The sequence below is a fragment of the Nonomuraea sp. NPDC049750 genome, from assembly GCF_040659625.1.
Lineage (GTDB): Bacteria > Actinomycetota > Actinomycetes > Streptosporangiales > Streptosporangiaceae > Nonomuraea.
On sequence record NZ_JBFANB010000014.1, the window covers coordinates 79,293 to 105,643 of the forward strand.

The 26,351-nt window shown below is 70.0% G+C and carries 21 protein-coding genes; 11 read left to right on the forward strand and 10 right to left on the reverse strand.

Going from position 1 to position 26,351, the window contains the following annotated elements:
- Nucleotides 1-117: 117 nt before the first annotated feature.
- Together AB0J16_RS31770 and AB0J16_RS31775 are read left to right on the forward strand one after the other, a co-directional pair.
- The gene (locus AB0J16_RS31770) at nt 118-1,695 is read left to right on the forward strand and encodes a family 10 glycosylhydrolase (protein WP_358545941.1); all 1,578 of its coding nucleotides are present in this window, start codon (nt 118-120) and stop codon (nt 1,693-1,695) included.
- Nucleotides 1,696-1,854: 159 nt separating this feature from the next.
- Nucleotides 1,855-3,909, forward strand: coding sequence for a hypothetical protein (locus AB0J16_RS31775; protein ID WP_358545943.1), 2,055 nt, complete (start codon nt 1,855-1,857; stop codon nt 3,907-3,909).
- Here AB0J16_RS31775 and AB0J16_RS31780 read toward each other — a convergent pair.
- The gene (locus AB0J16_RS31780) at nt 3,865-4,395 is read right to left on the reverse strand and encodes an HIT domain-containing protein (protein ID WP_308016238.1); all 531 of its coding nucleotides are present in this window, start codon (nt 4,393-4,395) and stop codon (nt 3,865-3,867) included. The two genes, AB0J16_RS31775 and AB0J16_RS31780, sit on opposite strands and share 45 nt — an antisense overlap.
- 936 nt (nt 4,396-5,331) lie before the next feature.
- On the opposite strand from AB0J16_RS31780, the gene AB0J16_RS31785 reads away from it, so the two are divergent.
- A complete protein-coding gene (locus AB0J16_RS31785) occupies nt 5,332-5,721 on the forward strand; it encodes an Asp23/Gls24 family envelope stress response protein (RefSeq protein WP_358545946.1) in 390 nt (129 codons plus the stop codon).
- Here the strand turns inward: AB0J16_RS31785 and AB0J16_RS31790 are convergent.
- From AB0J16_RS31790 to AB0J16_RS31815, 6 genes are all read right to left on the reverse strand, one after another.
- Nucleotides 5,718-7,364 (reverse strand): IS200/IS605 family accessory protein TnpB-related protein, encoded by a 1,647-nt coding sequence (locus tag AB0J16_RS31790; protein WP_358545948.1) that lies wholly within the window; start codon nt 7,362-7,364, stop codon nt 5,718-5,720. The two genes, AB0J16_RS31785 and AB0J16_RS31790, sit on opposite strands and share 4 nt — an antisense overlap.
- Nucleotides 7,357-7,950: an IS607 family transposase gene (locus tag AB0J16_RS31795; RefSeq protein ID WP_358545950.1), complete on the reverse strand. Its 594-nt coding sequence runs from the start codon at nt 7,948-7,950 to the stop codon at nt 7,357-7,359. The genes AB0J16_RS31790 and AB0J16_RS31795 overlap by 8 nt, the downstream gene beginning before the upstream one ends.
- 415 nt (nt 7,951-8,365) lie before the next feature.
- Nucleotides 8,366-9,274, reverse strand: a complete 909-nt coding sequence (locus AB0J16_RS31800; RefSeq protein ID WP_358545953.1) for an LLM class flavin-dependent oxidoreductase — start codon at nt 9,272-9,274, stop codon at nt 8,366-8,368.
- A 1,372-nt stretch (nt 9,275-10,646) separates the two neighbouring features.
- Nucleotides 10,647-12,629, reverse strand: a complete 1,983-nt coding sequence (gene thrS / locus AB0J16_RS31805; RefSeq protein WP_358545956.1) for a threonine--tRNA ligase — start codon at nt 12,627-12,629, stop codon at nt 10,647-10,649.
- 21 nt (nt 12,630-12,650) lie between these two features.
- Entirely contained in the window at nt 12,651-13,247 is a 597-nt protein-coding gene (locus AB0J16_RS31810; RefSeq protein WP_358545960.1) for a GH25 family lysozyme, read from the reverse strand.
- A gap of 119 nt (nt 13,248-13,366) precedes the next feature.
- Nucleotides 13,367-14,260, reverse strand: coding sequence for an LLM class F420-dependent oxidoreductase (locus AB0J16_RS31815; protein WP_358545962.1), 894 nt, complete (start codon nt 14,258-14,260; stop codon nt 13,367-13,369).
- A gap of 76 nt (nt 14,261-14,336) precedes the next feature.
- Here AB0J16_RS31815 and pgm point away from each other — a divergent pair, with 76 nt between their 5' ends.
- Nucleotides 14,337-15,974, forward strand: a complete 1,638-nt coding sequence (gene pgm, locus AB0J16_RS31820) for a phosphoglucomutase (alpha-D-glucose-1,6-bisphosphate-dependent) (RefSeq protein WP_358545964.1) — start codon at nt 14,337-14,339, stop codon at nt 15,972-15,974.
- A 2-nt stretch (nt 15,975-15,976) separates the two neighbouring features.
- On the opposite strand, the gene AB0J16_RS31825 is transcribed toward pgm, so the two are convergent.
- Nucleotides 15,977-16,660 carry a DUF2786 domain-containing protein gene (locus AB0J16_RS31825; protein WP_358545967.1) on the reverse strand — a complete coding sequence of 228 codons (684 nt, stop codon included), beginning with the start codon at nt 16,658-16,660 and terminating at the stop codon, nt 15,977-15,979.
- A gap of 14 nt (nt 16,661-16,674) precedes the next feature.
- Nucleotides 16,675-17,919 (reverse strand): hypothetical protein, encoded by a 1,245-nt coding sequence (locus AB0J16_RS31830; RefSeq protein WP_358545970.1) that lies wholly within the window; start codon nt 17,917-17,919, stop codon nt 16,675-16,677.
- Between the two features lie 188 nt (nt 17,920-18,107).
- Between AB0J16_RS31830 and AB0J16_RS31835 the strand changes: the two genes are divergently transcribed.
- The 4 genes from AB0J16_RS31835 (at nt 18,108) to AB0J16_RS31850 (ending at nt 20,687) form a co-directional block, all read left to right on the forward strand.
- A complete protein-coding gene (locus tag AB0J16_RS31835; protein ID WP_358545972.1) occupies nt 18,108-18,383 on the forward strand; it encodes a hypothetical protein in 276 nt (91 codons plus the stop codon).
- Nucleotides 18,384-18,472: 89 nt separating this feature from the next.
- On the forward strand, nt 18,473-19,642 hold the full coding sequence (locus tag AB0J16_RS31840; protein ID WP_358545974.1) for a cytochrome P450: 1,170 nt from the start codon (nt 18,473-18,475) through the stop codon (nt 19,640-19,642).
- Between the two features lie 18 nt (nt 19,643-19,660).
- Nucleotides 19,661-20,413, forward strand: coding sequence for an HAD family hydrolase (locus tag AB0J16_RS31845; RefSeq protein WP_358545976.1), 753 nt, complete (start codon nt 19,661-19,663; stop codon nt 20,411-20,413).
- Nucleotides 20,414-20,423: 10 nt separating this feature from the next.
- Nucleotides 20,424-20,687: a DUF4031 domain-containing protein gene (locus AB0J16_RS31850; protein WP_225298128.1), complete on the forward strand. Its 264-nt coding sequence runs from the start codon at nt 20,424-20,426 to the stop codon at nt 20,685-20,687.
- On the opposite strand, the gene AB0J16_RS31855 is transcribed toward AB0J16_RS31850, so the two are convergent.
- Complete coding sequence (locus AB0J16_RS31855; RefSeq protein ID WP_358545980.1) at nt 20,637-21,272, reverse strand: metal-dependent phosphohydrolase; 636 nt, start codon at nt 21,270-21,272, stop codon at nt 20,637-20,639. The two genes, AB0J16_RS31850 and AB0J16_RS31855, sit on opposite strands and share 51 nt — an antisense overlap.
- Before the next feature lie 142 nt (nt 21,273-21,414).
- Here AB0J16_RS31855 and AB0J16_RS31860 point away from each other — a divergent pair, with 142 nt between their 5' ends.
- From AB0J16_RS31860 to AB0J16_RS31870, 3 genes are all read left to right on the forward strand, one after another.
- On the forward strand, nt 21,415-22,641 hold the full coding sequence (locus AB0J16_RS31860) for an alpha-hydroxy acid oxidase (protein WP_358545983.1): 1,227 nt from the start codon (nt 21,415-21,417) through the stop codon (nt 22,639-22,641).
- 105 nt (nt 22,642-22,746) lie between these two features.
- Nucleotides 22,747-24,621, forward strand: a complete 1,875-nt coding sequence (locus AB0J16_RS31865) for a beta-L-arabinofuranosidase domain-containing protein (protein ID WP_358545986.1) — start codon at nt 22,747-22,749, stop codon at nt 24,619-24,621.
- 36 nt (nt 24,622-24,657) lie between these two features.
- Nucleotides 24,658-26,349 carry an ABC transporter substrate-binding protein gene (locus AB0J16_RS31870; RefSeq protein WP_358545988.1) on the forward strand — a complete coding sequence of 564 codons (1,692 nt, stop codon included), beginning with the start codon at nt 24,658-24,660 and terminating at the stop codon, nt 26,347-26,349.
- Nucleotides 26,350-26,351: the final 2 nt, after the last annotated feature.

Sequence of the window (26,351 nt, forward strand, 5' to 3'; positions counted from 1 at the left end):
GCCGGGAGGGGCAGCCGTCCCTCCCGGCACATCCATTACTCTGGCCACTCGAACATCACGAAACGATTTCTTTTTTCCGGCCTGCGCACGTCGGAGCCAATGCCAGACTGGAACATCATGCGAACCGGACGCCCTCTCATCGCCGCTGCCGCCCTCGCCACCGTCACCGTCGGCGCCGCCTACCTCTTCGGACCGGCAGCCAAGCAGACACCCGCGGTGACCGCCTCGACCACCGCCGCGAAGAAGACGGCAGCCGAAACGCGGGACGGGGCCGCCTGCACCGCCGACGTCCGCTACCCCAAGCGCCAGCTGCGCGGCATCTGGATCGCCACGGTCAAGAACATCGACTGGCCCTCGCGCACCGGCCTGTCCGTCGCCAAGCAGCAGGCCGAATACCTCAAGATTCTGGACGCGGCGGTCAAACGCCGCTTCAACGCGGTGTTCGTACAGGTGCGGCCGGCCTCCGACGCGCTCTACAAGTCCTCGATCGAGCCGTGGACGCAATATCTGACCGGCACCGCCGGAAAGGACCCGGGCTGGGACCCGCTGCCGTTCCTCATCGCCGAGGCGCACAAGCGCGGCCTGGAGTTCCACGCCTGGTTCAACCCCTATCGCGCCTCCTACGACGGCGACGTGGCCGACCTGCCCGCCAACCACCCTGCCCGCCAGCACCCGGGCTGGACCGTCAAGTACGACGGGCGCCTCTACTACAACCCCGGTCTGCCGGCGGTCCGCGAGCACGTCACCAAGGTCGTCACCGACGTGACGCGGCGCTATGACATCGACGGGGTGCACTTCGACGACTACTTCTACCCGTATCCGGGCGAGGGCGGCACGTTCAACGACGCGGCCGCCTTTACAAAGTATGGCAAGGGCAAGAACCTGGCCGACTGGCGACGGGACAACGTCGACAAGCTGATCGCCCAGGTCGACGAGGCCGTGCACGCGACCAAGAAGTACGTCAAGTTCGGCGTCAGCCCGTTCGGCATCTGGCGCAACAAGGCGGAGGATCCGACGGGCTCCAAGACCTCCGGCATGTCGGCCTATGACTCGATTTATGCGGATGCGCGGCATTGGATCAAGGCGGGCACAGTCGACTACGTGATGCCGCAGCTCTACTGGTCGCGCGGCTTCAAGGCGGCCGACTACCGGGCCCTGGCGCCATGGTGGGCCAACGAGGTCAAGGGCACCGATGTCGACCTCTACATCGGCCAGGCCCTCTACCGGGTGGGCACCAGGGACGACAAGGCGTGGACCAAGCCGGGCGAGCTGTCCGCCCATCTGACGCTCAACCGCGAATACCGGCAGATCGGCGGCGACGTCTACTTCAGCGCCGCGCAACTGCTCAGCAACCCGCTGGGCGCCGTCGACCGCCTGGCCAAGGAGCACTACAGCCGCCCTGCGCTGCTGCCGCTCATCAAGGACCGCGGCGGCGAGGCCCCGGCCAAACCCGCGGCGGTCAAGGCGGCCGGCCAGGTCATCTCGTGGAAAGCGAGCCAGGGCGCCCGCTCGTACGCGGTCTACGAGGTCCCGAAGTCGGGCCAGGACTGCCAGGCCGTGGACGCCCGCAACCTGGTGGCCGTGGTCACCACACCCACGTTCACCGCCGGCGCGCCGGGCACCTACCTGGTGACCTCCCTCGACCGCCTGCAGAACGAGAGCAAGCCCGCCAAGGTGACGGTCGCCCCGGCTTGAGGCCTTGGAGCCGACCTGACGGCCCTGGGGCGGACCTGACGGGGCTGACCTGACGGTCTTGGGGCTGACCTGGGACCCTGGAGTTGAACGGTCTCGCCACCCACGGCGAGGTGAGACGATGCTGCGGACGGTAGCCGTAGATCGTAGGGGGACATTCCCGTGAGGCGCGTGCTGGTCGTGATGGCGGTTCTCCTGTTCGTCGGGGGGTTCGCCCAGGCGGGGCAGGCCGAGGACGGTGGTGGGCGGGTCGCGCTCATCGGTGTGCCGGGGCTCCACTGGAACGACATCACCCCGAACGACACGCCCAATCTGTGGCGGCTCGCGGGTGCCAGTGCGATCGGATCGCTGTCCGTACGCACTGTGGGCAGCCTGACCTGCCCCTACGACGGATGGCTCACCGTGTCGGCGGGCACCAGGTCGGCCTCCGGCTACAGCTGCGGCGCGCCGCCGGCGCCGGAGGCGAGCGGCCAGGGCGCCGTCATCCCCGACTACCGCTACCTCATCGACGTGGCGGGCCAGCGCAACGCGGGCACGCTCGGCGAGGCGCTGAAGGCCGCGGGCCAGTGCTCGGTCGCGATCGGCCCGGGCGCCGCGCTGGCGCTGGCCGACCGGAGCGGCGCGGTGTCCCGTTACCTCGCCTCCCCCGACCAGGTCACGGCCGCCGACCTGACGCAGTGCCGGATGGTCGCGGCCGAGGTCGACGACCTCATCCGCCCCTACCTGGCCGCCGGCAGGCTGCCCCGCGTGCCCGACCAGCTCGGCGCCCCCGAGCGCCGGGCCGCCCTGCGGCAGGCCGACGCGAAGGCGGGAGCCCTGCTGTCGGCTCTGCCCGCCGACGCCACCGTCATCCTGGCCGGCCTGTCCGACCACGGCTCCGTACCGCACCTGCGGGTGGCGATGCTGCGCCAGTCCGGCGCGCAGGGCCGCCTGCTCGGCGCCGCCTCCACGCACCGCGACGACATCTCGATCCTGCCCGACCTGACGGCCACCGCGCTGACCACGGTCGGCGTGCCGGTGCCCGCCACGGTCGTGGGCGTGCCGCTCCAGGTGAGCGCGCAGAGCGCGACGATCGACCGGCTGCGCCGCGCCGACGCCACCGCGCAGACGATCCGCTCGGTCAAGGGCATCTACTTCACGGTCGTAGCCGTGCTGCAGGTCCTGTTCTACCTGATCGCGTTCCTGCTGCTGCGCCGCCGCAAGGGCCTGCCCTGGGTACGCCTGGCGGCGGTCGCCCTGGCCTCGCTGCCCGTCTCCAGCTACCTGGTCAACCTGCTGCCGTGGTCCACCCTGCCGGGCCTGATCGGCGGCGCGCTCGGCTGGACGGCGGCCATCACCCTCCTCGCTTGCGCGGGGCCGTGGCGGCGCAGCCCGCTCGGCCCGCTCACCGTCGTGGCGGGCATCACCGCGCTCACGCTCGCCGGCGACCTGCTCACCGGCACGACCCTGCAGCTCAACAGCATCATGGGCTACAGCGCCGAGGTGGGCGCCCGCTACTACGGCCTGGGCAACATCCCGTTCGCGCTGCTGGCCACCGGCACCCTGCTGGCGACCACGACCATCGCCCACCACTTCCCCGGCAAGGTGGGCGTGGCGGCGGTGGCGGTGCTGGGGGCGTTCGCGATGGTGCTCGGCGGCTCGGGCATGGGCAGCGACTTCGGCGGTGTGATCGCGTTCGTCCCGGGCATCGCGGTGACCGCGCTGCTCATAGCGGGCAAGCGGGTGTCGATCGTGAAGCTGGGCGCGTTCTGCGTGGCGGGGGCGGTGATCGTGATGACGTTCGCGGTCATCAACTACCTGCAGCCGCCCGACAAGCAGACCCACCTGGGCCGCTTCGTCGGACAGGTGCTCAGCGGCGAGGCGCTCGAGGTCATCCTGCGCAAGCTCAGCGCCATGCTCGCCACGCTGCTCAGCCCCAACCTGATGCCGATCGTGATCGCCGCCACCGCGTTCCTCGTCTACGCGATCCTGCGGCCCGAGCAGGCCTCGGCCGGAGTGGTGCCCGCCGCCTTCACCTACTCCCCCGCGCTGCGCGCCGGGCTGATCGGCACGCTCGTGAGCGGCGTCCTCGGGATGCTGGTCAACGACTCCGGCGCGGCCGTACTGTCGATGGCCCTGGCCCTGGCGATCCCGCTGCTGCTGTCGGCAGGCATCTCCGCGCTGCCGCGGCCGTCAGTCCCAAGCGTCGGCGAGCAGCTCGCGCGTGTCACGAAGTAGCTGCGGCAACACCTTGGTCTGCGCGACGACCGGCATGAAGTTGGTGTCCCCGCCCCACCTCGGCACCACATGCTGGTGCAGGTGGGCGGCGATGCCCGCCCCCGCCACCTGACCGAGGTTCATGCCGACGTTGAACCCCTGGGCCCCACTCGCCTTGCGCAGCGCGCGCACCGCCCGCTGCGTGAACTCCGCCAGCTCCACCAGCTCGGCGCCATCGAGCAGGTCATAGTCGGGTACGTGCCGATAGGGCACGATCATGAGGTGGCCGGAGTTGTAGGGATAGAGGTTGAGCACCGCGTACACGACCTCCCCCCTGGCCACGATCAGCCCCTCCTCGTCGCTCATCTTGGGGATGGCGTCGAATGGACACCCGTCGTCGGCGCCCGTCCCGGTCGGCTTGCCCTCGCCCTTGATGTAGGCCATCCGATGCGGGGTCCACAGCCGCTGGAAGTTGTCTGGTGCCCCGGCCCCTGCCTGATCGTGCATATCTAGCAGCATAGGGCCCCAGGTCTTGGGACAAACGGCACAGGCTTCCGGGACAATCCTCAAGACCGCCCAGAGGAGGCCGCGATGACCGACGCATTAGGCGACGACACCACCAACCCGGGCACCACGGGGACGAACAGCACGGGATATGAACCCCCGGCATACCTCGCCATGGGATATGGCGATACCGACACCGGCACCGCAGAACGAGGCCCCGAACCGTACGGTGGCGGCCCGCTCCGCTCCATCGGGCCCAACTCCAGCGTCGACACGGACTCCGGCTCCGGCTGGAGTACCGGCGTGGGCTCCAGCTCGGATTCTGGCTTGGGGCCCAGCTCCAGCTCAGGTTCTGGCTTGGGGCCCAGCTCCAGCTCGGATTCCGGCTCCAGTCTGGGCTCCCACTCCAGCTCTAGCTTGGACTCCGGCGACGTGGGAGTCCGCTCCATCGGCTCCATATCTGGTGACGCCGGGATCCGTGGCACCGATGCCGACTCCAGCGTCGTCAGCGCCCGAAGCATCGGCAGTGGCAGTGGCGGTGGCAGTGGCGGTGGCGGATCCCGCCGAGGCGGCGCCGACTCCAGCCGCGTCGGAGTCCGCGGCATCGCCCCCGCCACCCCAGAGGCCAGCCTGGACAGCCCTGGTTTCCCTGACCCTGGTTTGCCTGACCTCGGCGTCTCGGAACTTGGCCCCTCCGGACCAGGCACCGCCGAACTTCGCCACACCAGCCCTGGACCTGGCAGCCCTGGACCCGCAGGGCTCGGACCCACCGGCCCTGGACCCGCAGGGCTCGGACCCACCGGCCCTGGACCCACAGGGCTTGGATCCACCGGGCTCGGATCCGCCGCGACTCCTGCTGCCGGATCCGGCACCGCGCCGTACGGAGAGGCGGCAGCACCGGCGTTCCCAGGGGACCGGCCGACGGCCACCGCGGCCGTGGTGAAGGGGCAGATCAAGGTCGCCGACGAGGTGGTGGAGAAGGTGGCCTATCTCGCGACAATGGAGGTGACAGGCGTCGCGGACATGGGCGGCGACCTCGCCCAGGCCTTCGAGTCGGTCCGTGACCGCATCGGCATCGGCTCGCGGCGCGGCAACCAAGGGATAAGCGCCCAGATTCAGGATCGCCAGGTGGCGGTGAGCCTGACGATCGTGGTCGAGTACGGCCACGTGGTGATGGACGTCGCCGCCACCGTCAAGACCAATGTGGCCCGCAGCGTAAGCCGCATGCTCGGCCTACGGGTCACCGAGGTGAACGTCACGGTCGACGACGTCCGCCTCCCCGGCAAGCCCAGGCCCACCGAAGAGCCCTCGGAACCAGACCGTTCCTAATCAGTGAGCAGGGGTGAGTCTGGGACCCATCCCTGATCGCTGCGCGCATCCCAAACGGTTTTGGATGCACTGGTCGCCCGCGTACGTGGTGTTGTCCCTGTCCGGGCGCGTGCATCGTGTGCACGGTCCGTGACGGGGCGGCGGGTTTCCTCACGCCCAAGAGTCTCCGGTCGGGCCTGGACGGTCCGATGCCCGTAACGATCGCTCTGGTCGTTACGGGGCGGTGCTGTCCGTCGCCGGATCGGGTGCCCTTGGGCACGTCGGCCGATGGCGATGCTCGCAGCATCGTGTCGGCTGGTCTTTCGGGTGGGGGCGTGCATGGGCTTCTGCCAGTGCTGCGCTCCCCACATGCTGGTGTACGCCGGATCGACCGCGATGATCGCGATACCGGTGGCGTCGGCCATCGAGGTGAGGCGGGCGCGGAGCTTTCCCGTGGGCATGCCGGAGATGAGCTGCCGCAAGCGACGCTTACGGCCGTGCCTCTCTCGTGTCCTGGAGTCGGCGAAGTCCAGGTCCTCTACCGCGATGGCGGCAACGCCGCAGGTCTTTGCCCAGTTCAGCAGCCGGGACAGGGCGTGCCGCACTTGGGCGTCACGGTGATCGGCGGTGCCGGACAGGTCGTAGAAGAACCGGCGGGGCTGCCCGACCGGATTGCCGTGCGCATCGAGCCGCCAGGCGGCGAGGTGGTCCGCATTGGTGTCCACGCCGATCACGCCCTGGGCCAGTGCGGTCCGCATCGAGACGGTGGCGACGATGGGGAAGGTCCAGGAGGCGTCCACGTACCAGCGCTGCCGGGCCACGTCGTAGTGGATGCGGTAGGCCACGGCCCGGTTGGCTTCCACACGGTCGGCCCACTCGGTGCCCCGGTGCGGGAACGACACCTTCGCGGCCAGCGTGTATCGGCCGTGCTCGGCGTTCGCCAGGTCGGCGAGCGGCGCGGGCAGCTTGATGCTGACCTCGCCTTCGGGCGTGATCCGGATCGTCTCGTTGCCGAACCGCTTGCCGGACTCCCCGTCAGCGGACAGCAACCAGCGTGCCGCCTGCCACTTCTGGCGCCACTCGGGCTCGGTGAGCCGGGCGGCATCCAGGTTGTGCCGGGTGTTGAGCAGCTTGCGCCCGCCCCGCACCACGTGCACGACACCGGCCTCACGATCCGCCCGAACCTCGGCGAGACGGCCCTCAAGCAGGTCCAGACGACGTCTTTTGTGGAACCACTCGCCCTTGGACCGGTAACCACCGGGGGCCCGCTTGGAGCCCTTCTCACCGATGGGCAACGACAGACGGTGCGCGACAGCCTTGACGCCGGCCTCCAACGACCGCAGATGCGCGGCCTGCCCGCGCCGGGCGAGCGCCCACTGATCGTGTGTCGCCTTCGTGATGCTCCCAGCCCAGCGGGACGACGACACGGCGGTCAGGTCCCGCTTATGTCCCGCCCACGAGGTGGTGGAGTGCTCCAGCCCGTCAGCGCAGCGCGCCTTGAGGTCCTTCGACGCCAGCGACCCGAGGTGCGCGCCGACCAGACGCAGCACCTCCTCATCCTGCGGGGTCAGGTTCTTGAGGCGGTCGCGTATCGACACACCGGACGGGCCGAGGGCGACGAACGGCGAGGCGATGGTGCGCAGTTGCCTGCTGGCCTCAGCCACTGGCCGCCGCCGCTTCCAGAGCGGCCTTGGCCCGGTTCTTCGCGGAGCGGCGGCCGTACAGGCGGGCACACAACGAGGTCAGGACCTCCACCATGTCGCGCACCAGGTCGTCGCGCACCAGGTCGTCCTCGACCTCGCCGTCATCCAGCACGACCAGGCGACGGCCCGTGGCGGACAGCGCGGCTTCGATCAATTCCACGTTCATCCGCCCGAGCCGGTCCTTGTGCTCCACGACCACCGTGGTCACGTCCGGATCGGCCAGCAGTCGCTTCGCCTTCGCACGGCCGCCGTTCATCCCGGATCCGGTCTCGGACTCGATCCGCACCACCCGGTGACCACCCTGCGCGGCCCACTGGGCCAGCCGGGAGACCTGCCGCTCAAGATCCGACTTCTGATCATGCGACGACACACGGGCATACAAACCCACACCACCCGTCACGGACGGTGAGGAAGAGTTCGCCTCGATGTTCACCAAGATCGTGCGCTGCACCCGCTCGGCGGGCACCGGCAGTGTGCCCTCACGGAACCAGCGATAGGCGGTATGCGGGTGCACACCGTTCGCTACCGCCCATTCCTTCAGGTTCATTCAGTGATCATAACGCCCACTCAGAGGCTGCAATACACACTAGAGTTAACTCAACTCGAAGCAGTTACCCCCCAAAAAAAGCAGGACCCCCGAACACCGGACCGGTAGAGAACACCTGAACTCCGGCCCGGTGCAGAACAACGATCCGGAGCGACGCAACGGTCCGGATCGACGCAGGGCAGCGGACCAATGAGCCAACCACCCGGCGCCGGGCCCCGAACCGGAACACGGGCCAGGGCACCAGCTCAGAGCGGTGGCCAGAGCACCGGTCCGGAGCAGGACCAGAGAGCCGGGGCAACAGGCGAGCACCCCGGGATCGGAGCATTGGCCCGAAGTCCGGTGGCACGTACCGCCCGGAGGTGGCACGTCGCCCAGAGGTGGCACGTACCGCCGGGAGACGGCACATACAGGCGGGTCAGGCCACCGCGTCGGCCAGGCGGTCGATCTGGTCCGGGTCGGAGGCCCAGCAGTAGAGCATCACCTCGTCGGCTCCGATGCCGGTGAACGCCGCGACCGCGTCCCGGATCGCGGCGGGCGTGGTGAGCAGCCCGGCCAGCATGTGCTCGGGGCGCCCGGTGAAGGCGTAGTAATCGCCCATCTCGTTCCTGGCCTCCGCCAGCACCGTCTCCGTACCGAGGGCGACGTTGACCTGGGCCACCAGGCGGGGACGGCCCTCGCGACCGGCAAGCTCCCATCGTCGCTCCACGTCGCGGAAGGCCGTGTCCATCCACTGGGGCCCGAGCCCGGCACCCAGAAAGCCATCACCCCATCGGGCGACCCGCTCGAACACCGCCGGAACGAAGCCACCGAACAGCACCTCGGGGCCACCCAGCCGAGCAGGCGCGGGACCGATCGGCCCCACGCCATCGCCCTCATAGCGAGCAGGCACAGAACCCAACGAACCCACACCATCGCCACCACCGACCCTGTACGGTTCGCCGGACCAGGCGCGTCGCAGAGAGGCGAGCTGTTCGTCGAGGCGGCGCCCTCGGCGGTGGACATCGACACCGGCTGCCAGGTAGTCATCCTCGCGCCCTGCCGTGCCAATACCGAGGGTGAACCGGCCACCGGAGAGGCGGTCGAGCGTGGCGGCCTGCTTGGCCAGGATCGCGGTGTTGTGCAGGGGCGCGATCAGCACCTCGGTCTGGAGGCGGATGCGCGAGGTGGCACCGGCCAGGACGGCGAGGGTGACCAGTGGCTCGGGGTTGTCGTAGACGAGCCGGTCGAGCAGGCCGAGTGCGCTAAAGGGGCCGATGTCGGCGCGGCGGGCCCAGGTCAGCAGCTGGGCGGGGTCATTGATGGGGAGGCCGAGACCTACGTTCATCGGGAGAACACTCCTTCGAAAGGGCATGCGAGCAGATCGCACCGCCCCTCCGGGGTCCTCACACGCGATGTGCGGGCCTTGCTTCCACTCTGCGGCATATCTCTGGGAAGCGTGATCTTCAGAGTACGGGCAGATTACCGCATCCTCATCGCACCGCAACTTCAGGCCTCGTCAACTCCAACTCCCTAACCCCCGCCAGACCCGACGGCGCCGCGCAGCACCGCGATGGGAAGCGGTGGACCAGGCGACCACAACCGACCGTGACGCCCTCTGCACAAGCCGACGGGGGCCTGTCCGGTGAGGGGTGGGAGTGCGGTCGAAGGCCAGTAGCGGCAATGCGACTACCTGGAGGAACGCCCCCTCCGCCCCCGAGCAACCTCCGATCGCCGGGCACTCCCACCGACGGCGCCGTGGGGCCAGGGGTTGTAGAGCGATGCCGGGCTGTGGGGCGGTGCTGCGCGTCTGGGATTGCGGAGCGATGCCCAGGGCCGTTGGATTGCGGGCGATGCGCGGGCCTGGGCGGCGGTGCTGGGAGCTGCTGAGTGCCATGGCGGATATTTCACAATGTGGGGGCGTTAGCTGGCAAAACGGCGAAACGCCGGTGGCCGGTGATTCCTGTTGCTAGCGTTGCGTGCTCCGCGGTGATCATCCCCGCGGCGCAATACCGACCGGGTTCGCCATGCCGGAACGCCCGGCCCAACTCCCCATCGAAAGGACCGTTTCATCTGAATGGTGGCGCGGAGACCCGGTCCTTCAGGGCCGGGAGGAAGCGCCACCCCTCCTTTCGAAAACAGCATGGAAAGACTCGGTCACGTTCGGTAATATGTGCGGTGGGTGAGGTTGCTGTGACAGGAGGTGCGCGATGGCGATCCGCCGCTCCGCCACCAAACGCCACGGCCTGCCCTCGATCGTGCAACTGCGGCTCACGCCCGCACCGGCCCAGGCCGACGCCCTGGCCGCGGCGGTGCAGGTGTGTAATCAGGCGGCCACCGTCATCTCCCGCCTGGCCTGGCAGCACCGCGTCTTCACCGTGCTGGAGTTGCATCGGCTGGCCTACTACGAGGTGCGCGGGCAGGTGGCTGGGTTGGGCGCGCAGGCGGCCGTGCGGGCGATCGCCCGGGTCGCCGGCGCCTACGCCAACCGGCGCGCCAGCAAGAAACGCGCCCACATCTTCCGCCCGCACGGTGCCGTCCCCTATGACGCCCGGCTGATGAGCTTCAACCGTGAGACGAATATGTCAGGCCGCACAGGTTGCAGCGCGCACCAACGCGTCAGGCCGCACAAGCCGCGACGCGGACGAATGTGTCAGGCCGCAGCACGCAAGAAGGGGTACGGCGGACTCCCGCTGTACCCCTTCATAAATGCTGGAAAGTCAGACCTGGATGCGACGCTCCACAGCGTTGACGATCTCGGCGATCGCCTCCTCCACAGGCACGCCGTTCTTCTGCTCGCCACTGCGGTAGCGGAACGAGACCGCCCCGTTGGCGATGTCGTCGTCACCGGCCAGCAGCATGAACGGGACCTTCGACTTCTGGGCGTTGCGGATCTTCTTCTGCATCCGGTCGTCGGCCGTGTCGACCTCGACTCTGATGCCGCGCTCGCGCAGCTTCTTGGCCACGTCCTGCAGATAGGGGATGTGCGCGTCGGCGATCGGAATGCCGGCGACCTGCACGGGGGCCAGCCACGGAGGGAAGGCGCCCGCGTAGTGTTCGACCATCACGCCGAAGAAGCGCTCGATCGACCCGAACAGCGCCCGGTGGATCATGACGGGCTGCTTGCGGGTGCCGTCGGCCGCCTGGTATTCGAGCTCGAACAGCTCGGGCAGGTTGAAGTCGAGCTGGATCGTCGACATCTGCCAGGTGCGGCCGATGGCGTCACGTACCTGCACGGAGATCTTCGGCCCGTAGAAGGCCGCGCCGCCCGGGTCGAGCACCAGGTCCAGGTGCTCGGACTCGGCGACCTCGCGCAGCGTCTCGGTCGCCTCCTCCCACGCGTCGTCGGAGCCGACGAACTTCTCCGGGTCCTTGGTGGACAGCTCCAGGTAGAAGTCGTCGAGCCCGTAGTCGCGCAGCAGGTCGAGGACGAAGCGCAGCAGCGAGGCCAGCTCGTCGCGCATCTCCTCGCGGGTGCAGTAGATGTGGGCGTCGTCCTGCGTCAGGCCGCGCACCCGGGTCAGGCCGTGGACGACGCCTGACTTCTCGTAGCGGTAGACGGTGCCGAACTCGAACAGCCGCAGCGGTAGCTCGCGGTAGGACCGCCCGCGCGCCCGGAAGATCAGGTTGTGCATCGGGCAGTTCATCGGCTTGAGGTAGTAACGCGCGCCCTCGAGCTCCATGGGCGGGAACATCCCGTCGCGATACCAGTCGAGGTGACCCGAGACCTGGTACAGCTTCTCCTTGGTGATGTGCGGCGTGTTGACGAACTCGTAGCCCGCCTCCTCGTGCTTGCGCCGCGAGTAGTCCTCCATCACCCGGCGGATCACGCCGCCCTTGGGGTGGAAGACCGCCAGCCCGGAGCCCAGCTCGTCGGGGAAGGAGAACAGGTCGAGCTCGGCGCCCAGCTTGCGGTGGTCGCGCTTCTCGGCCTCCTCCAGCATCTTGAGGTAGTCGTCCTGCTTGTCGCGCGACTCCCACGCGGTGCCGTAGATGCGCTGCAGCTGCGGGTTCTTCTCGCTGCCCCGCCAGTAGGCGCCGCCGGAGCGCATGAGCTTGAAGGCCGGGATGGACCTGGTGGACGGCACGTGCGGGCCGCGGCAGAGGTCCTTCCAGCACAGCTCGCCGGTCTTCGGGTCGAGGTTGTCGTAGATGGTCAGCTGACCCACGCCGACCTCGACGCTCTCCTCTTCGAGCGAGCCGCCCTTGAGCCCGATGAGCTCGAGTTTGTACGGCTCTCCGGCCAGCTCCTCGCGGGCCTCGTCGTCGGCGACGGCCCGGCGGGAGAACAGCTGCCCCTGCTTGACGATCTCGCGCATGCGCTTCTCGACGCGCTTGAGATCATCGGGGTGGAACGCCTGCTCGACGTCGAAGTCGTAGTAGAAGCCGTTTTCGACGGGCGGCCCGATGCCCAGCTTGGCCCCCGGGAACAACTCCTGCACCGCCTGCGCCATGACGTGGGCGGTGGAGTGGCGGACGATGGCCCGGCCCTCGTCGCTGGAGACCTCGATCGGCTCGACGACGTCGCCATCGGCGACCAGGTGGGCCAGGTCGCGGGCCTCGCCGTTGACCCTGGCGGCGATGACGGTGCGGCCGTCGGCCTCCAGCGCGTCACCGGCCGTCGTGCCGGCCGCGACCACACGCTCGGCTCCGGCGAGGGTGATGCGTAGCTCGGCTGACACGGTGACTCCCTTGGATAGCACGGTTGCTGGTAAGCACCGATGCTATCGCGGGTGAAACCCCAGCCTTGTCAGGTCTTCCCGGCTCCCGCGGAAGACGTTGCGATCCAGCGGACTGTTGGCGTATTGGTGAATCGTCCACTCGCCCCATGGACCGGGCACCAGCGGCTCGCCACAGGGTTTCTCCGGGTTGGCGATCCACAGCGGATAGTCACCGAGCCCCGCGCAGTGACCTCTGCGGGCGAACCACGGGAAGGTGTAGACGAACGGGCGCACGCCGCCGTGCCGCTCGACGTAGCGGCACCAGCGGCGGGCGTACTGGGCGACCTGCTCGGGCCGGATACCGTCGTTGCTCTCCAGGTCGAGCGCGACCAGGTCGCCGCGGCGAAAGCCGCCCGCCGCCCCCACCGCGTTCAGGAAGTGGCGGGCCTGCTCGCCGGGGTCGCCCTTCGGGCGGGCAAAGTGGTAGGCGCCGCAGACGATCCAGCTCTCCCGCATGCCCTGCCAGTTGCGGGCGAAGTACGCGTCGGTGTAGTCGCCGCCCTCGGTGGCCTTGGCGAAGGCGAACGCTACCCCGGCTCCCGCGTGGCCGGTCCAGTCGACGGAACCTTGCCAGTTGGACACGTCTATGCCATGCAGCAAGCGCTTCACCTTGCGGGAGTTTATTCGGATGCCTCCCGGTCACCCCACCGACGCGCCGATCAAAGCCGATCAGCGCCGATCAGCGCCGATGAGGGCCGATGAGGGCAGGTCGGGGCAGATCAGAGGAGTGTCTTGAGGAATGCCCTGGTGCGTTCCCGATGGGCGAACTCGGAGGCCACGAACTCCGTCACCCCGGCCTTGGCCAGCCCGTCGAGCTGGGCGCGCACACTGTCCTCGTCGCCGACGATCGCCACGCCACCGGGATCGGCCGCGCCTTCCCGGTCCAGCATGGCCCGGTAGGAGGGCAGCTGGCCGTAGATGGCGAAGATCTCGTTGGCGCGGGCCCTGGCGGCCTCGACGTCGTCGGTGACGCTGATCGGCAGCGAGCAGACCACGCGCGGCGCGGGCCGCCCGGCTTCGCTCGCGGCGGCGGTGATGGTGGGCGCGACGTGCTCGGCCACCGTCTTGGGGCCGGTCATCCAGAGCACGGTGCCGTCGGCGACGGTGCCGGCCAGCTTGAGCATGCGCGGGCCCAGGGCCGCGATCAGCACCCGCAACCCCGCTCCCGGCGTGGTGAGCCGGGCGTGGGCCTTGAGGGTCTCGCCGTCGTAGTCGACCTGCTCGCCGCGCGTGGCCGGCATCAGGATCTCCAGGTATTCCTTCATGTGCCGGCCCGGCCGCTCGAAGCTGTAGCCGAACATGTTCTCGATGACCATCTGGTGCGACAGGCCGATGCCGAGCGACAGCCGCCCGCGTACCGCCGCGTTGACCGTCATGGCCTGCTGAGCGAGCGCGAGGGGGTGACGCGGGAAGGTCGGCACCACGGCGGTGCCGAGCTCGATGCCGGGCACCTGGCTGCCCGCCACTGCCAGCGTGGTGAGGGCGTCGAGCCCGAAGATGTGCGAAAGCCAGGCGGAGGCGAAGCCCTCGTCGGCCGCCTTGGCGAGCTTGTCGCGGAGCCCGCCCAGCGGGTCCGGATCCTGAGATTCGTTCAGGAGCAGTCCGATACGCATGGCAACAGAACTCCATTCTAGTGACTGACGCGAGTCTAGCCGACCCTCTCCGAGCGGCCACTCGTAAAGTGGCCTCATGACCCACGAACGCGCCGGACAGCCCGCCCAGCCCGCCGACCTGGTCGACGTGGCCAAGCTGGTCACCGCCTACTACGCCCTCCACCCCAATCCCGACGAGGTGGCGCAGCGGGTGGCGTTCGGCACCTCCGGGCATCGTGGCTCGTCGCTGAACACGGCGTTCAACGAGGATCACATCCTCGCCACCAGCCAGGCGATCTGCGAGTACCGCCACGCCCAGGGCACGGACGGGCCGCTGTTCCTCGGCGTCGACAGCCACGCGCTCTCGGAGCCCGCGCGGGTGTCGGCGCTGGAGGTGTTCGCGGCCAATGGGGTGCGGGTCCTCATCGACAGCCGCGACGGCTACACACCGACGCCCGCCGTCTCGCACGCGATCCTCACCTATAACCGCGGCCGCTCCACCGGACTGGCGGACGGAGTGGTGATCACGCCGTCGCACAACCCGCCGCCCGACGGCGGCTTCAAGTACAACCCGCCGCACGGCGGCCCGGCCGACACCGACGCCACGACCTGGATCCAGGACCGGGCCAACCGCCTGCTGGCCGGGGGCATGAAGAACATCCTCCGCGTTCCGTACACGAAGGCCCTGCGTGCGGACACGACCGGGCGCTACGACTTCGTCGGCGCCTACGTCGGCGATCTGCCCTCGGTCCTCGACCTCGACGCGATCAGGTCGGCGGGAGTACGCATCGGCGCCGACCCCCTCGGCGGGGCCAGCGTCGCCTACTGGGGGGAGATCGCCGATCGGCACCGGCTGGACCTGACCGTGGTCAACCCGCTGGTGGACCCGACCTGGCGGTTCATGACGCTCGACTGGGACGGCAAGATCCGGATGGACTGCTCGTCGCCGTACGCCATGGCCTCGCTCATCGCCAGCAGCGGCGAGTACCAGATCGCCACCGGCAACGACGCCGACGCCGACCGGCACGGCATCGTCACGCCCGACGACGGGCTGATGAACCCCAACCACTACCTGGCCGTGGCGATCTCCTACCTCTACGCGCACCGCGAGGGCTGGCCCACGGGCGCCGGGGTCGGCAAGACGATGGTCAGCAGCAGCGTCATCGACCGCGTGGCGGAGTCGCTCGGGCGGCGGCTCTACGAGGTGCCTGTGGGCTTCAAGTGGTTCGTGCCAGGGCTGCTGGACGGCTCGCTCGGGTTCGGCGGCGAGGAGAGCGCCGGAGCCTCGTTCCTGCGCCGCGACGGGTCGGTGTGGACGACGGACAAGGACGGCGTGATCATGGCGCTGCTGGCGTCGGAGATCCTCGCGGTCACGGGGCGCTCGCCGAGCGAGCACTACAAGGAGCTCACCTCCCGGTACGGCGAGCCGGCGTACGCCCGGGTGGACGCGCCCGCGACGCGGGAGGAGAAGGCGGTGCTGGGCAAGCTGTCGGCCGACCAGGTCACGGCGACGTCGCTGGCCGGCGAGCCCATCACTTCGGTGCTGACGGCGGCGCCCGGCAACGGGGCGGCGCTGGGCGGGGTGAAGGTGTCGACCGAGAGCGCCTGGTTCGCGGCCCGGCCGTCGGGGACCGAGGACGTGTACAAGATCTACGCCGAGTCCTTCCAGGGGCCTGAGCACCTGGCCGAGGTCCAGAAGGAGGCCCGCTCCCTGGTCTCGGCCACACTGAGCTGAGGTCAGGTCAGTTCGCGGCCGGGCTGGGTGTCCACGCGGGTGCGGCCCAGGTCGGCGCGGCGGCCCGCCTCGACGCCGGCGCGGTAGCCGGTGCCGCTGGTGCGCGGCACGCTGAGCCGGATGCGCGGGTAGTGCGCCGCCACCACCCGCTCCACCTCCGCCCGCCGGTCGGCCAGCACGAGCGCGGTGCTCGCGGCGGGGGCCCGCTCCTCGGCCCGCGTCTCGGCCTCGCGCAGCAGCCGGTACACCTCGTCGGTGAACCCGAGCAGCCACGAGCGCCGGTAGGCGCGGATCGCGGTGTCGGGCGGCCTTACCCGGGCCAGCCCCGTGGCCATCTGCAGCAGCAGCGAGGTGGCCAGCACGTCGGCCCGTTCGAGGTCGGCGGCGAAGCCGAAGACGTGCACCCGCTGCCCGCCGTCGCCGCGCCCGATGAGCAGCGGCCGGCAGCGCAGGGCCTGCGCGACCAGACTGACGAGCCGCGCCTTCTCCCGCGCCCATGGGTTGGGCAGGGTGACGATCCGGTCGCCCGGCGTCTGGCGGGTGTCGGCCGGGTCGAGGGAGTCGATGCCGTACTTGGCCATGAGCGACGCCGCCGCCGCCATGAACGTGGCCCGCTCATGCTCGTTGTCGGTACGTTCGGCCTTGGCCAGGAGCTTTCTGACCCGTTCGAGCGTGCGCTCCCTCAACCGGCCCCCCGGGCTCAGGACTTGGTGGTCAGCATCCGCCCGTCGTCGGCGATGGCCGGGAAGGCGCCGGTGTCCACGATGCCATGTTGTTGGTACAGAGCCTCGATGAGCGCGTGCGCCTCGGGCTCCAGCTTCCACAGGGCACGATACTGGCGGGCGGCGGGCAGTGAGAGGCCGATCTCCTGCGCGATGTCGATCGTGCGCGGCACGATGCCCTTGGCGATCTGCCTGTCCCAGTAGTCGCGGGCGGAGCGCATCAGCGCGGCCCGCTGGGCGGTGTCGACGACCTGCGGCGTGGTGTCGAACACCTGGACGTCCTCGTCGTCGTCCTGGACGAGCTCGACCAGCGCGGGCGGCAGGGCGGGGCGGGCCGGCACGGGGTGGTGGTCGGCCTCCGGCTCCCAGGGCACGCGCGGGTCGGCGTCGATGAGGGCGGAGGTGTTGTACAGGGCGGCGATCTGGGCGAGCAGCGCCTCCTGGCGGCCCTGGTCGACGGCCAGTCCGGTGTGCTCGACGGCCTGGTCCATGGCCTTGTCGAGCTTGGCCAGGGCGCCGCGCAGCTTGCGCTCGGACGCGCCGCCCTCGCGCAGCGACTTGGCCCGCTTGGCGGCCAGCGCTACGCGGGTGAGCCTGCGGTGCGCGTCGACCTCGCTCGCGGTGCGGTCGCTCACTTCGGCCAGGCCCACCCTGACCAGCAGCCGTTCGGGGGTGAGGCGCCAGTTGATGCGGCCGGTGCCCCTGATGCGGTGCCTCTCGATGGCCATGCCGCGCTCCCACAGCCAGGCGGCGACCAGCGGCGCGGCGAGGCGGAAGACAGCCTCGGGCAGGCTGCGCGCGTCCATGCTGGACAGTACGGCGGTCAGGCAGGTCAGCGCCCACACGGCGATGCCGTCGATCCCGGCGGAGAAGTTCTCGCGCATGTTGCGGCGGGCCCGTACGGCCGAGGTGATGATCGCGACCTCGATGAACGCGAACAGCAGCAGCCGCAGCGGCCCGTCGAGGCCGAGCACGTCACCGGAGAAGCGCCACATGCCCTGGGCGGAGACACCGGTGGCGATGGAGGCGGCCACGACGGTCAGGACGTCCTCGATCGGGCGTGGGGCGATATAGCGCGAGACGACCCAGGCGAGGGCCCGCCAGGCGACCCTGAGTATCAGGTACGCGAGCACCAGCCCGGCCAGGCCCAGCAGCGCTATGACCGCGGTGGCGAACGGCTTGTCGGCGACGAAGGCAGCTATTTCCTCGAATGTGGTGGGCATCAGTCACTATCCGTGAGGCTCAAACTCCGCTTATAGCGAGATCATCGCAGAATGTGGCGTACCTGTACGCCAAACGGCCTCTGCCGCCCCGCTTTGCCCACGTTTACCACAATCCTCCCCCGGCACAGGAGACCTCGCGTTCATGAAGGTCGTGACGCAGAATGGAGCCGGTCGGCCTAGGAGGCTTCGTGAGCAAGCGATCGCGCAGACGCCGTGCTCTCCCCAGTGGGGCTTCGAGCTGGCTGCCCGGGTTCGGTCCGGGCGAGCCGCACGGCCCCGACGACGAGGATTTCCCGTTCGACGAACCGGGCGGAGGAGAAGGCGGGGTGCGCGAGCCACGCCGGCCCAAACCGGCGCCGCCGTCGCTGATGGCGCAGGCCCTGTTGCCCGAGCCTCCGGTGCGGGCGCGCGACCGGTCGATCCCATCTCCGGACGAGGTCACGAGCATGCCGGCGCTCGGCTGAGCCTGGCCAGATCGCGTCCTGCGGATGGGACCATCTATGTAGGGATTTATCCCAACAAAGTGTGATGTATCCCAGCAGGACGGATTTCGATGTCAGACTCAGAGTTCCCGCTCGTCCAGTTCATGCGCGAGGGCTTCGACCCGGTGGCCGAGCTCGGCCGCATCCGCACCGAGCAGCCGGTGTTCCCGATGTCGATCCCGGGAGACCAGACGGTCTATCTGGTCACCCGCTACGACGACGTGCGCAGCGTGCTCGCCGACCATGAACGGTTCAGCAACGACTTCGGCAACGTGATCGGTCTGGGCACTAATCAGGAGGATCCGGGCGGCCTCGGCTTCCGCGATCCGCCTGAGCACACCAGACTGCGCAAGTACCTGACGCCGGAGTTCACCGTGCACCGCCTGCGCAGGCTGGTGCCGCGCATCGAGGCCCTGGTCGAGGAGTGCCTGGACCGGATGGCGGCCAGCGGGTCAGAGGCCGATTTGGTGGAGTCGTTCGCGCTGCCGATCCCCTCTCTGGTCGTGTGCGAACTGCTGGGTGTGCCGTACGAGGAACGGTCCGAATTCCTGAAGATCAGCACGAACCGTTTCGACCTCACCGCCGGGCCCGAGGCGTCCCTTCAGGCGATCAACGACGCGATGGCGTACCTGACGGACCTGGTCGCCCGCGAACGGCTGAACCCCGGTGAGGGCCTGCTCGGGGAGCTGCTGCGCGAGCACGGCGACGACCTCGACGACCGGACGCTGGCCAGCATGGCCGACGGCCTGCTCACCGGCGGCCACGACACCAGCACGAGCATGCTCGCGCTGGGCACGCTCTGGCTGCTGGAGAACCCCGAGCAGGCCGCCCGGGTACGCGAGGACGACCGCTACGCCGAGCAGATGGTCGAGGAACTGCTGCGCTACATGACCGTGGTGCAGGTGGCCTTCCCCCGCTTCGCCCGCGAGGACCTGGAGCTGTTCGGCCACTCGATCAAGAAGGGCGAGATGGTGCTCTGCTCGCTCACGGCGGCCAACCGCGACCCCCACCTCGGCGAGGGGATCGAGGAGGTCCGGCCGGAGCGCCCGACGGCGGGCTCGCACCTGGCCTTCGGCCACGGCATCCACCGCTGCGTCGGGGCGCCCCTGGCCCAGATGGAGATGCGGATCGCCTTTCCCGCGCTGCTGCGGCGTTTTCCGGGGCTCCGGGTGGCGGGTGAGGTGCCGTTCAGAAAGCTCGCCATCGTCTATGGCGTGGAGAAGCTACCCGTAGCGTGGTAGAGCGGTTACGTTCACAGAGTGAACGAGCCCGTCATCGACCTGACCACGATCAGCGCCGTCGTGTTCGACACCGACGGCGTGGTCACCGACACCGCTCGGGGGCACGCGGCCGCCTGGAAGCACGTCTTCGACGCGTTCCTGCGCGGCCGCTCGGCGCCTTTCGACATCCGCGACGACTACCTGCGGCATGTCGACGGCCGTCCACGGCTGGACGGCGTCCGTACCTTCCTCGCCTCACGCGGCATCACGCTGCCGGAGGGCGCCCCCGACGACGAGGTGGGTGCGCCCACCGTGCACGGCCTGGGCCTGGCCAAGGACCGGCTGTTCATGTCGCAGGTGGACAAGTACGGGGTGGCCGCCTTCCCCTCGACCGTGGCGCTGCTGCACGAGCTGCGCCAGCGGGGGGCGCGCACGGCGGCCGTCTCCGCCAGCCTGCACGGCCGCAGGCTGGTCGGCTCGGCGGGCGTGCTGCACCTGTTCGACGTGGTGGTCGACGGCAACGACGCGGCCCTGATGAACCTGCCGGGCAAGCCGGACCCCGCGCTGTTCCTGGAGGCGGTGCGCCGCCTGGCGCTGCCCGCGCCCAAGGCGGCCCTGGTGGAGGCCACCCTGCCGGGCATCGAGGCGGGCCGCAAGGGCGGCTTCGGGCTCGTCGTCGCGGTCGACCGGCACGGCGAGACCACCGAGCTGAACGCCCAGGGCGCGGACGTGGTGGTGAAGGACCTCGCCGAGCTGGCCGTGCGCGGCAGGGTCCTACCCTTTACCTCTTAACCTTGACGTCGTGACGGTCCTTATTGATCCCCCAGCCTGGCCGGGGCCGCGCGGCCTCATGTGGTCGCATCTGGTCAGCGACAGCTCCCTGGACGAGCTGCACGCCTTCGCGCTCCGGCTCGGCGTGCCGGAGCGGGCCTTCGACCGGGACCACTACGACGTGCCGGAGACCGTGCACGCCCGTGCCGTGGAGCTGGGCGCGGAGGCGGTCAGCTCGCGCGAGCTACTGCGCCGCCTCATCGCCGGCGGCCTGCGCCGCCGCAAGCGCCACTAGCTCGGCGCTCATGTTGGCCCGTGCGCGCTCCTCCCACAGCGTGTACGCCTCGTCCGTGCGATAGAGCCGGGGTACGGCCAGGAGCCTGCGCAACACCGCGGCCCGCCCCTGGCGGAAGAGCTCGTCGGGCACGTGCGCGTACTCCTGGCGGATCCGCGCCGTGTAGGGCTCGTAGTCCGGACCGCCCAGGACCGCCAGGTCGGCGTCGCACAGGACGGCGCCGTCGCGGTCGCCCTCGGCCAGCGTGTCGTGCGCGGCCGTCAGCCGCACCAGCCTGGCCACCTCGGCGACCCGGTCGGCGGGCACGCCGCAACGGGGCAGCCGCGCCTGGGCCAGCTGGGCGCTGCGCTCCTCGTCCCAGCCCGGCCGCCCGTCGTAGACGGCGTCGTGGAACCAGGCGGCCAGCCGTACCGCGACGGGGTCGGCGGCGGCGTCGGCGAGCCGGTCGATCGCGGCGAGCACGGCGGCGAGGTGGGCGAGTGTGTGGTAGCGGCGGTGCGGCTCGGCCCAGCGGGCGACCAGCTCCGCGCCGGTGGCCCTGGCCGCCGCGGAATCCGTCACCAGGGTGAGCCAGTCCTCGCGCATGGAGACCACCGTAGATCACCCCACCCGGCGACTCACGAGCGCGGTGCTGGGCGAGAGGCCGGCGAGCGGGGGCGCGCACTCATCGGAAGCGCATGTGTGCGGGCTGTATACCGGGATATACCGGCTTGATAGCGTTCTTGGCATGGAGCCGACGGCGAGGGATCCCCGGCGCCTGCCCCGTTGGCAGGAACTGCGTGCCGTACTCCCGCCCCGGCCGCGGCTGTTCCCGTCGCGGGAGCGGCGGCTGGCGGCGGTGGCCGATCTGGCGGACATGCGGCGGCTGGCGTGGCGGCGCGCCCCACGGGTGGTGTTCGACTACGTCGACGGCGCGGCCGAGGCGGAGCGGTCGCTGGCCAGGTCGGTGGCGGCCTTCGCGCGGGCCGAGCTGCGGCCACGGGTGCTGCGGGACGTCTCCGAGGCGCCCACATCGGTGGAGGTGCTCGGCAAGCGGATCTCGATGCCGGTCGTGCTCGCGCCCACCGGCTTCACCCGGATGATGCACCGCGAGGGCGAGCGGGCCGTGGCCAGGGCGGCGGCGCGGGCGGCGGTGCCATACACGCTGTCCACGATGGGGACCACGACGCCCGAGGAGGTGGTGGCGGCGGCGCCGGACGGCTGGAACTGGTTCCAGCTCTATGTCGTGCGCGACCGGGGGCGCAGTCAGGAGACGCTCGACCGGGCCCGTGAGGCGGGCATGGACGTGCTGGTCGTCACCGTGGACGTGCCGGTGGCGGGGGCGCGGCTGCGTGACGTGCGGCACGGCATGACGATGCCGCCCGCGCTGCGCTGGCGTGGCGTGCTGCAGGCGCTGAGCCGTCCGGCCTGGTGGTTCGACTTCATCACCAGCGAGCCGCTGCGCTTCGCCACGGTCGACGGCGCGCCGGACGACCTGGCGGGGATCACGAACCTGATGTTCGATCCGACGGTGACCCTGCGGGACCTGGAGTGGATCCGGTCGGTCTGGCCGGGCCGGCTGCTGGTCAAGGGCGTGCAGCGGGTGGACGACGCCAAGGATCTGACGGCCGTGGGAGTGGACGGGCTGGTCGTCTCCAACCACGGCGGGCGGCAGCTGGACCGCGCCCCCACCCCGCTGGAGCTGCTGCCCGAGGTGGTGGCCGCGGTCGGTGACCGCACGGAGGTGTTCCTGGACGGCGGGGTACGCGGCGGCGCGGACATCGCCATCGCGGTGGCGCTGGGCGCGCGGGCCTGCTTCGTCGGCCGGGCCTACCTGTACGGGCTGATGGCGGGCGGTGAGCCCGGCGTGGACCGGGTGCTGGCCATGCTGCGCGCCGAGCTGGTCCGCACCCTGCAACTGCTGGGTGTGGGCGGCGTCGAGGGGCTCGACCCCGACTGCGTACGCCTGCGGTAAACGACGCGGACAAACCCTTTCCCGGTTTACGGTCTGGTTACGGCGAATGAATTCCTCGCCGTAACCCTTGGCAGTCCACCCGCCAGACACCTATCGTTCAGTGCAATGCCACACATTACTGATGAAGAGCTGGTGTCCGAGCACGTCAAGCCGGTCGCCGTCCGCATCGTGGGCGGCCTGCTGCATGCCTGGCAGCTCAGGAACAGCGCGGCCACGGTCCCCCACGCCATCGAGCGGCTGCGTGCCGCCGGGAACGTGGACAACCTCAGCCGCCTGCTGGTGGACGACCCGCCCCCGTACCGGGGCCGTTACCCGTTCCTCGACACCGACCTGTACAAGACGCTCGAAGGGCTGGCGTACGAGCTGGCCACGGGCACCGCGGCCGAGCCCGTACGGGAGTTCTACGAGGAGGTCGTCGGTCTGCTGGAGCGGGTCCAGGCGGACGACGGGTACCTGAACTCCTTCTTCCAGGACCCGGCCGCCGCCAAGAAGCCATGGGAGGACCTGGCCTGGGGGCACGAGCTGTACAACCTGGGCCACCTCATCCAGGCCGCCGTCGCCGCCGCCCGGCACCTGGGCGACCGGCGGTTGCTCGCGGTGGCGGTCAAGTTCGCCGACCTGGTCGTGGCCCGCTACGGCGAGGGCCGCGAGGAGGCCGTCTGCGGCCACCCGGAAGTGGAGATGGCGCTGGTCGAGCTGTTCAGGGAGACGGGTGAGCGCGCCTATCTCACCCAGGCCCGGCTGTTCGTCGACCGGCGCGGCCACGGGCACCTGAAGCACAGCATCTTTACCGCCGAGTACTTCCAGGACCACCTGCCCTTCCGCGACCTGCCCTCGGTGACCGGCCACGCCGTGCGCATGGCCTACCTGGCCGCCGGCGCCGCCGACGTGTACCTCGAAACGGGAGACCGCTCCCTGTTCGAGGCGCTGGAGCGGCTGTGGGACGACATGGTGGCCACCAAGCTCTACGTCACCGGCGGACTGGGCAGCCGCCACTCCGACGAGGCCATCGGCGACCGCTACGAACTGCCGTCCGAACGCGCCTACAGCGAGACCTGCGCGGCCATCGGCACCATGCAGTGGGCGTGGCGGATGTTCCTGGCCACCGGCGGCGCCAAGTACCTCGACGTGTTCGAGCGGATCCAGTACAACGCCTACGCGGTGGGTCTGTCGGCCGAGGGCACCGCCTTCTTCTACGACAACCCGCTCCAGCGCCGCCCCGACCACGAGCAGCGCAGCGGCGCGGAGGACGGCGGCGACCCGCTGCGCCGGCCGTGGTTCGGCTGCCCCTGCTGCCCGCCGAACATCGTGCGCTGGATGACCCAGCTCGGCGACCACATGGCCGCCGAACGCGATGGCGCGCTGCTGATCGCCGCCTACGCCGCGGCCAGGATCGACACCGAGGCGCTCGGGCTGACGATGGAGAGCGACTATCCGTGGGACGGCGACGTCCGCCTGGTCCTGGACCGGGCGCCCGACGGGCCGTACACGATCATGCTGCGGGTGCCGGGCTGGGCCAAGAACGTGACGGTCACCGTCAACGGCGCGGCGGCCGACGCCACCGCGCGGGACGGGTGGCTGAGTGTCGAGCGGGTCTGGCAGGCGGGCGACGAGGTACGCCTGAGCCTGCCGATGCCGGTCAGGGCGCACGGCTCGCACCCCCACCTCGACGCCACCCGGGGCGCGGCCAGCCTGGCGCGCGGCCCGCTGGTGTACTGCGTCGAACAGCAGGACTGCCCTGTGGACGTGGACGACCTGGTCCTACCACGGATTGTTAGCGCCAACACCGCCATGTCGGAAGGCGCGGTCGTCCTCCAGGTGGAGGCGGCCACGGCACCACCGCCGTCCGCGGAGCTCTACCCCGAGCTGCCGCAGGAACCGGCGTCCCCGGAGACGACGGTCACCACGACCTTCGTCCCGTACTTCATGTGGGGCAACCGTAGCCCCGAGGCCATGCGGGTGTGGGTCCGCAACGCGTGACCCCCACCTAATGGATTGATTCAGAAAGAAGGCGACATGAGGAGATCGGCTGCGCTTTCGGGCGTCGCGGTGAGCGCCATGCTGGCGCTCGCGGCCTGTGGGGGCGGCGGCGCCGCCCCCTCCAACTCCACCGGATCCGGCTCGTCCGGCTCGTCCGCGAAGCCCGCCACCGGTGGCACCGTTCATTTCCTACTAAAGGCGGACTTCTCCCACCTGGATCCCGCCCGCGGCTGGGACGGCGGCGTCAACAACTTCTACCGGCTCATCTACCGGAACCTGACCACCTTCGGCGCGGCCCCCGGCGCGGAGAGCACGAAGATCGTGCCCGACCTCGCCACCGACACGGGCAAGCCCTCCGACGGCGCAAAGACCTGGACCTTCACCCTCAAGGACAACCTGTTCTTCGAGGACGGCACGCCGATCAACAGCGAGGCGGTGAAGTTCGGCGTCACACGCGGCTTCGACCCCGAGGCCGGGATCGGCTCGCCGTACGCCAAGCTGCTCCTCGACGCGCCCAAGGACTACAAGGGCCCGTACGTCTCCGGCGACCTCGACACGATCGAGACCCCTGACGCCAAGACCATCGTCTTCCACCTCAAGAAGCCCTTCGCCGACTTCCCCAGCGCCCTGGCCATGGCCAACTTCATCCCCTTCCCCAAGGGCACCGGCGCCGCGGCCGCGTTCGACACCAAGCCGATCGCGTCGGGGCCGTACAAGGTGGCCAGTTACAACCGCGGTTCCTCGCTCAAGCTGGTGCGCAACCCGCAGTGGAAGGCCGAGACCGACAGCGTCAGGTCGGCCAAGCCGGACGCCTGGGAGTGGACGTTCGGGCTGGACGCGGCCACCATCGACGAGCGCATGCTGGCCGGTCAGGGCACCGACACCGACGCCGTCGGGAGCACGATCCAGGCGGCGACCGTGGCACGGGTCCAGACTCCGCAGCTCAAGGCGCGCTCGCTGAGCGGGCTCAACGGCTGCACCACCTACATGGGCCTGAACACCACCAAGAAGCCACTCGACGACGTGCGGGTGCGCCAGGCGATCAACTACGCCATCAACAAGGACACCGTGGTGGCCGGGATGGGCGGGTCGAGCCTGGCGGCCAAGGGCACCTCCATCCAGCCGCCGACGGTCGCCGGCCGGGTCGACTACGACCCCTATCCCACCGACCCCGAGGCGGCTCGCAAGCTGCTCGCCGAGGCGGGCCTGGCCGACGGCTTCAGCCTCACCCTCGACACCCGGCCGGACCCGAAGATGGCGGCGGTCGCCGTGGCCATCCAGGAGGCGCTCAAGGCGGTGAAGATCGACGTCAAGATCAACAACATCGACACCTCCACGTTCTACGAGGTGATCGGCACACCCGCGCAGCAGCACGACGCCGCCATCACCGGCTGGTGCCCCGACTGGGCGTCCGGCGCGACGTTCCTGCCGCCGCTGTTCGACGGCCGCAACATCACCGCCAAGGGCAACCAGAACATCGCCCAGATCAACGACAAGGCGATCAACAAGCGCATCGACGAGATCGCCGCGATGACCGACGTCACGGCCGCGAACGCCGCCTACGGCGAGCTGGACAAGGAGATCATGAAGCTGGCGCCGATCGTGCCGCTGGCCTATGAGAAGTACGTCATCGTCTCTGGCGCCAACATCGCCGGCGCGTACCAGTCCTACGCCTTCTCCGGGGGCATCGACCTGGTATCCGTCGGGCTGGCCAAGCCGGGCAAGTAGCC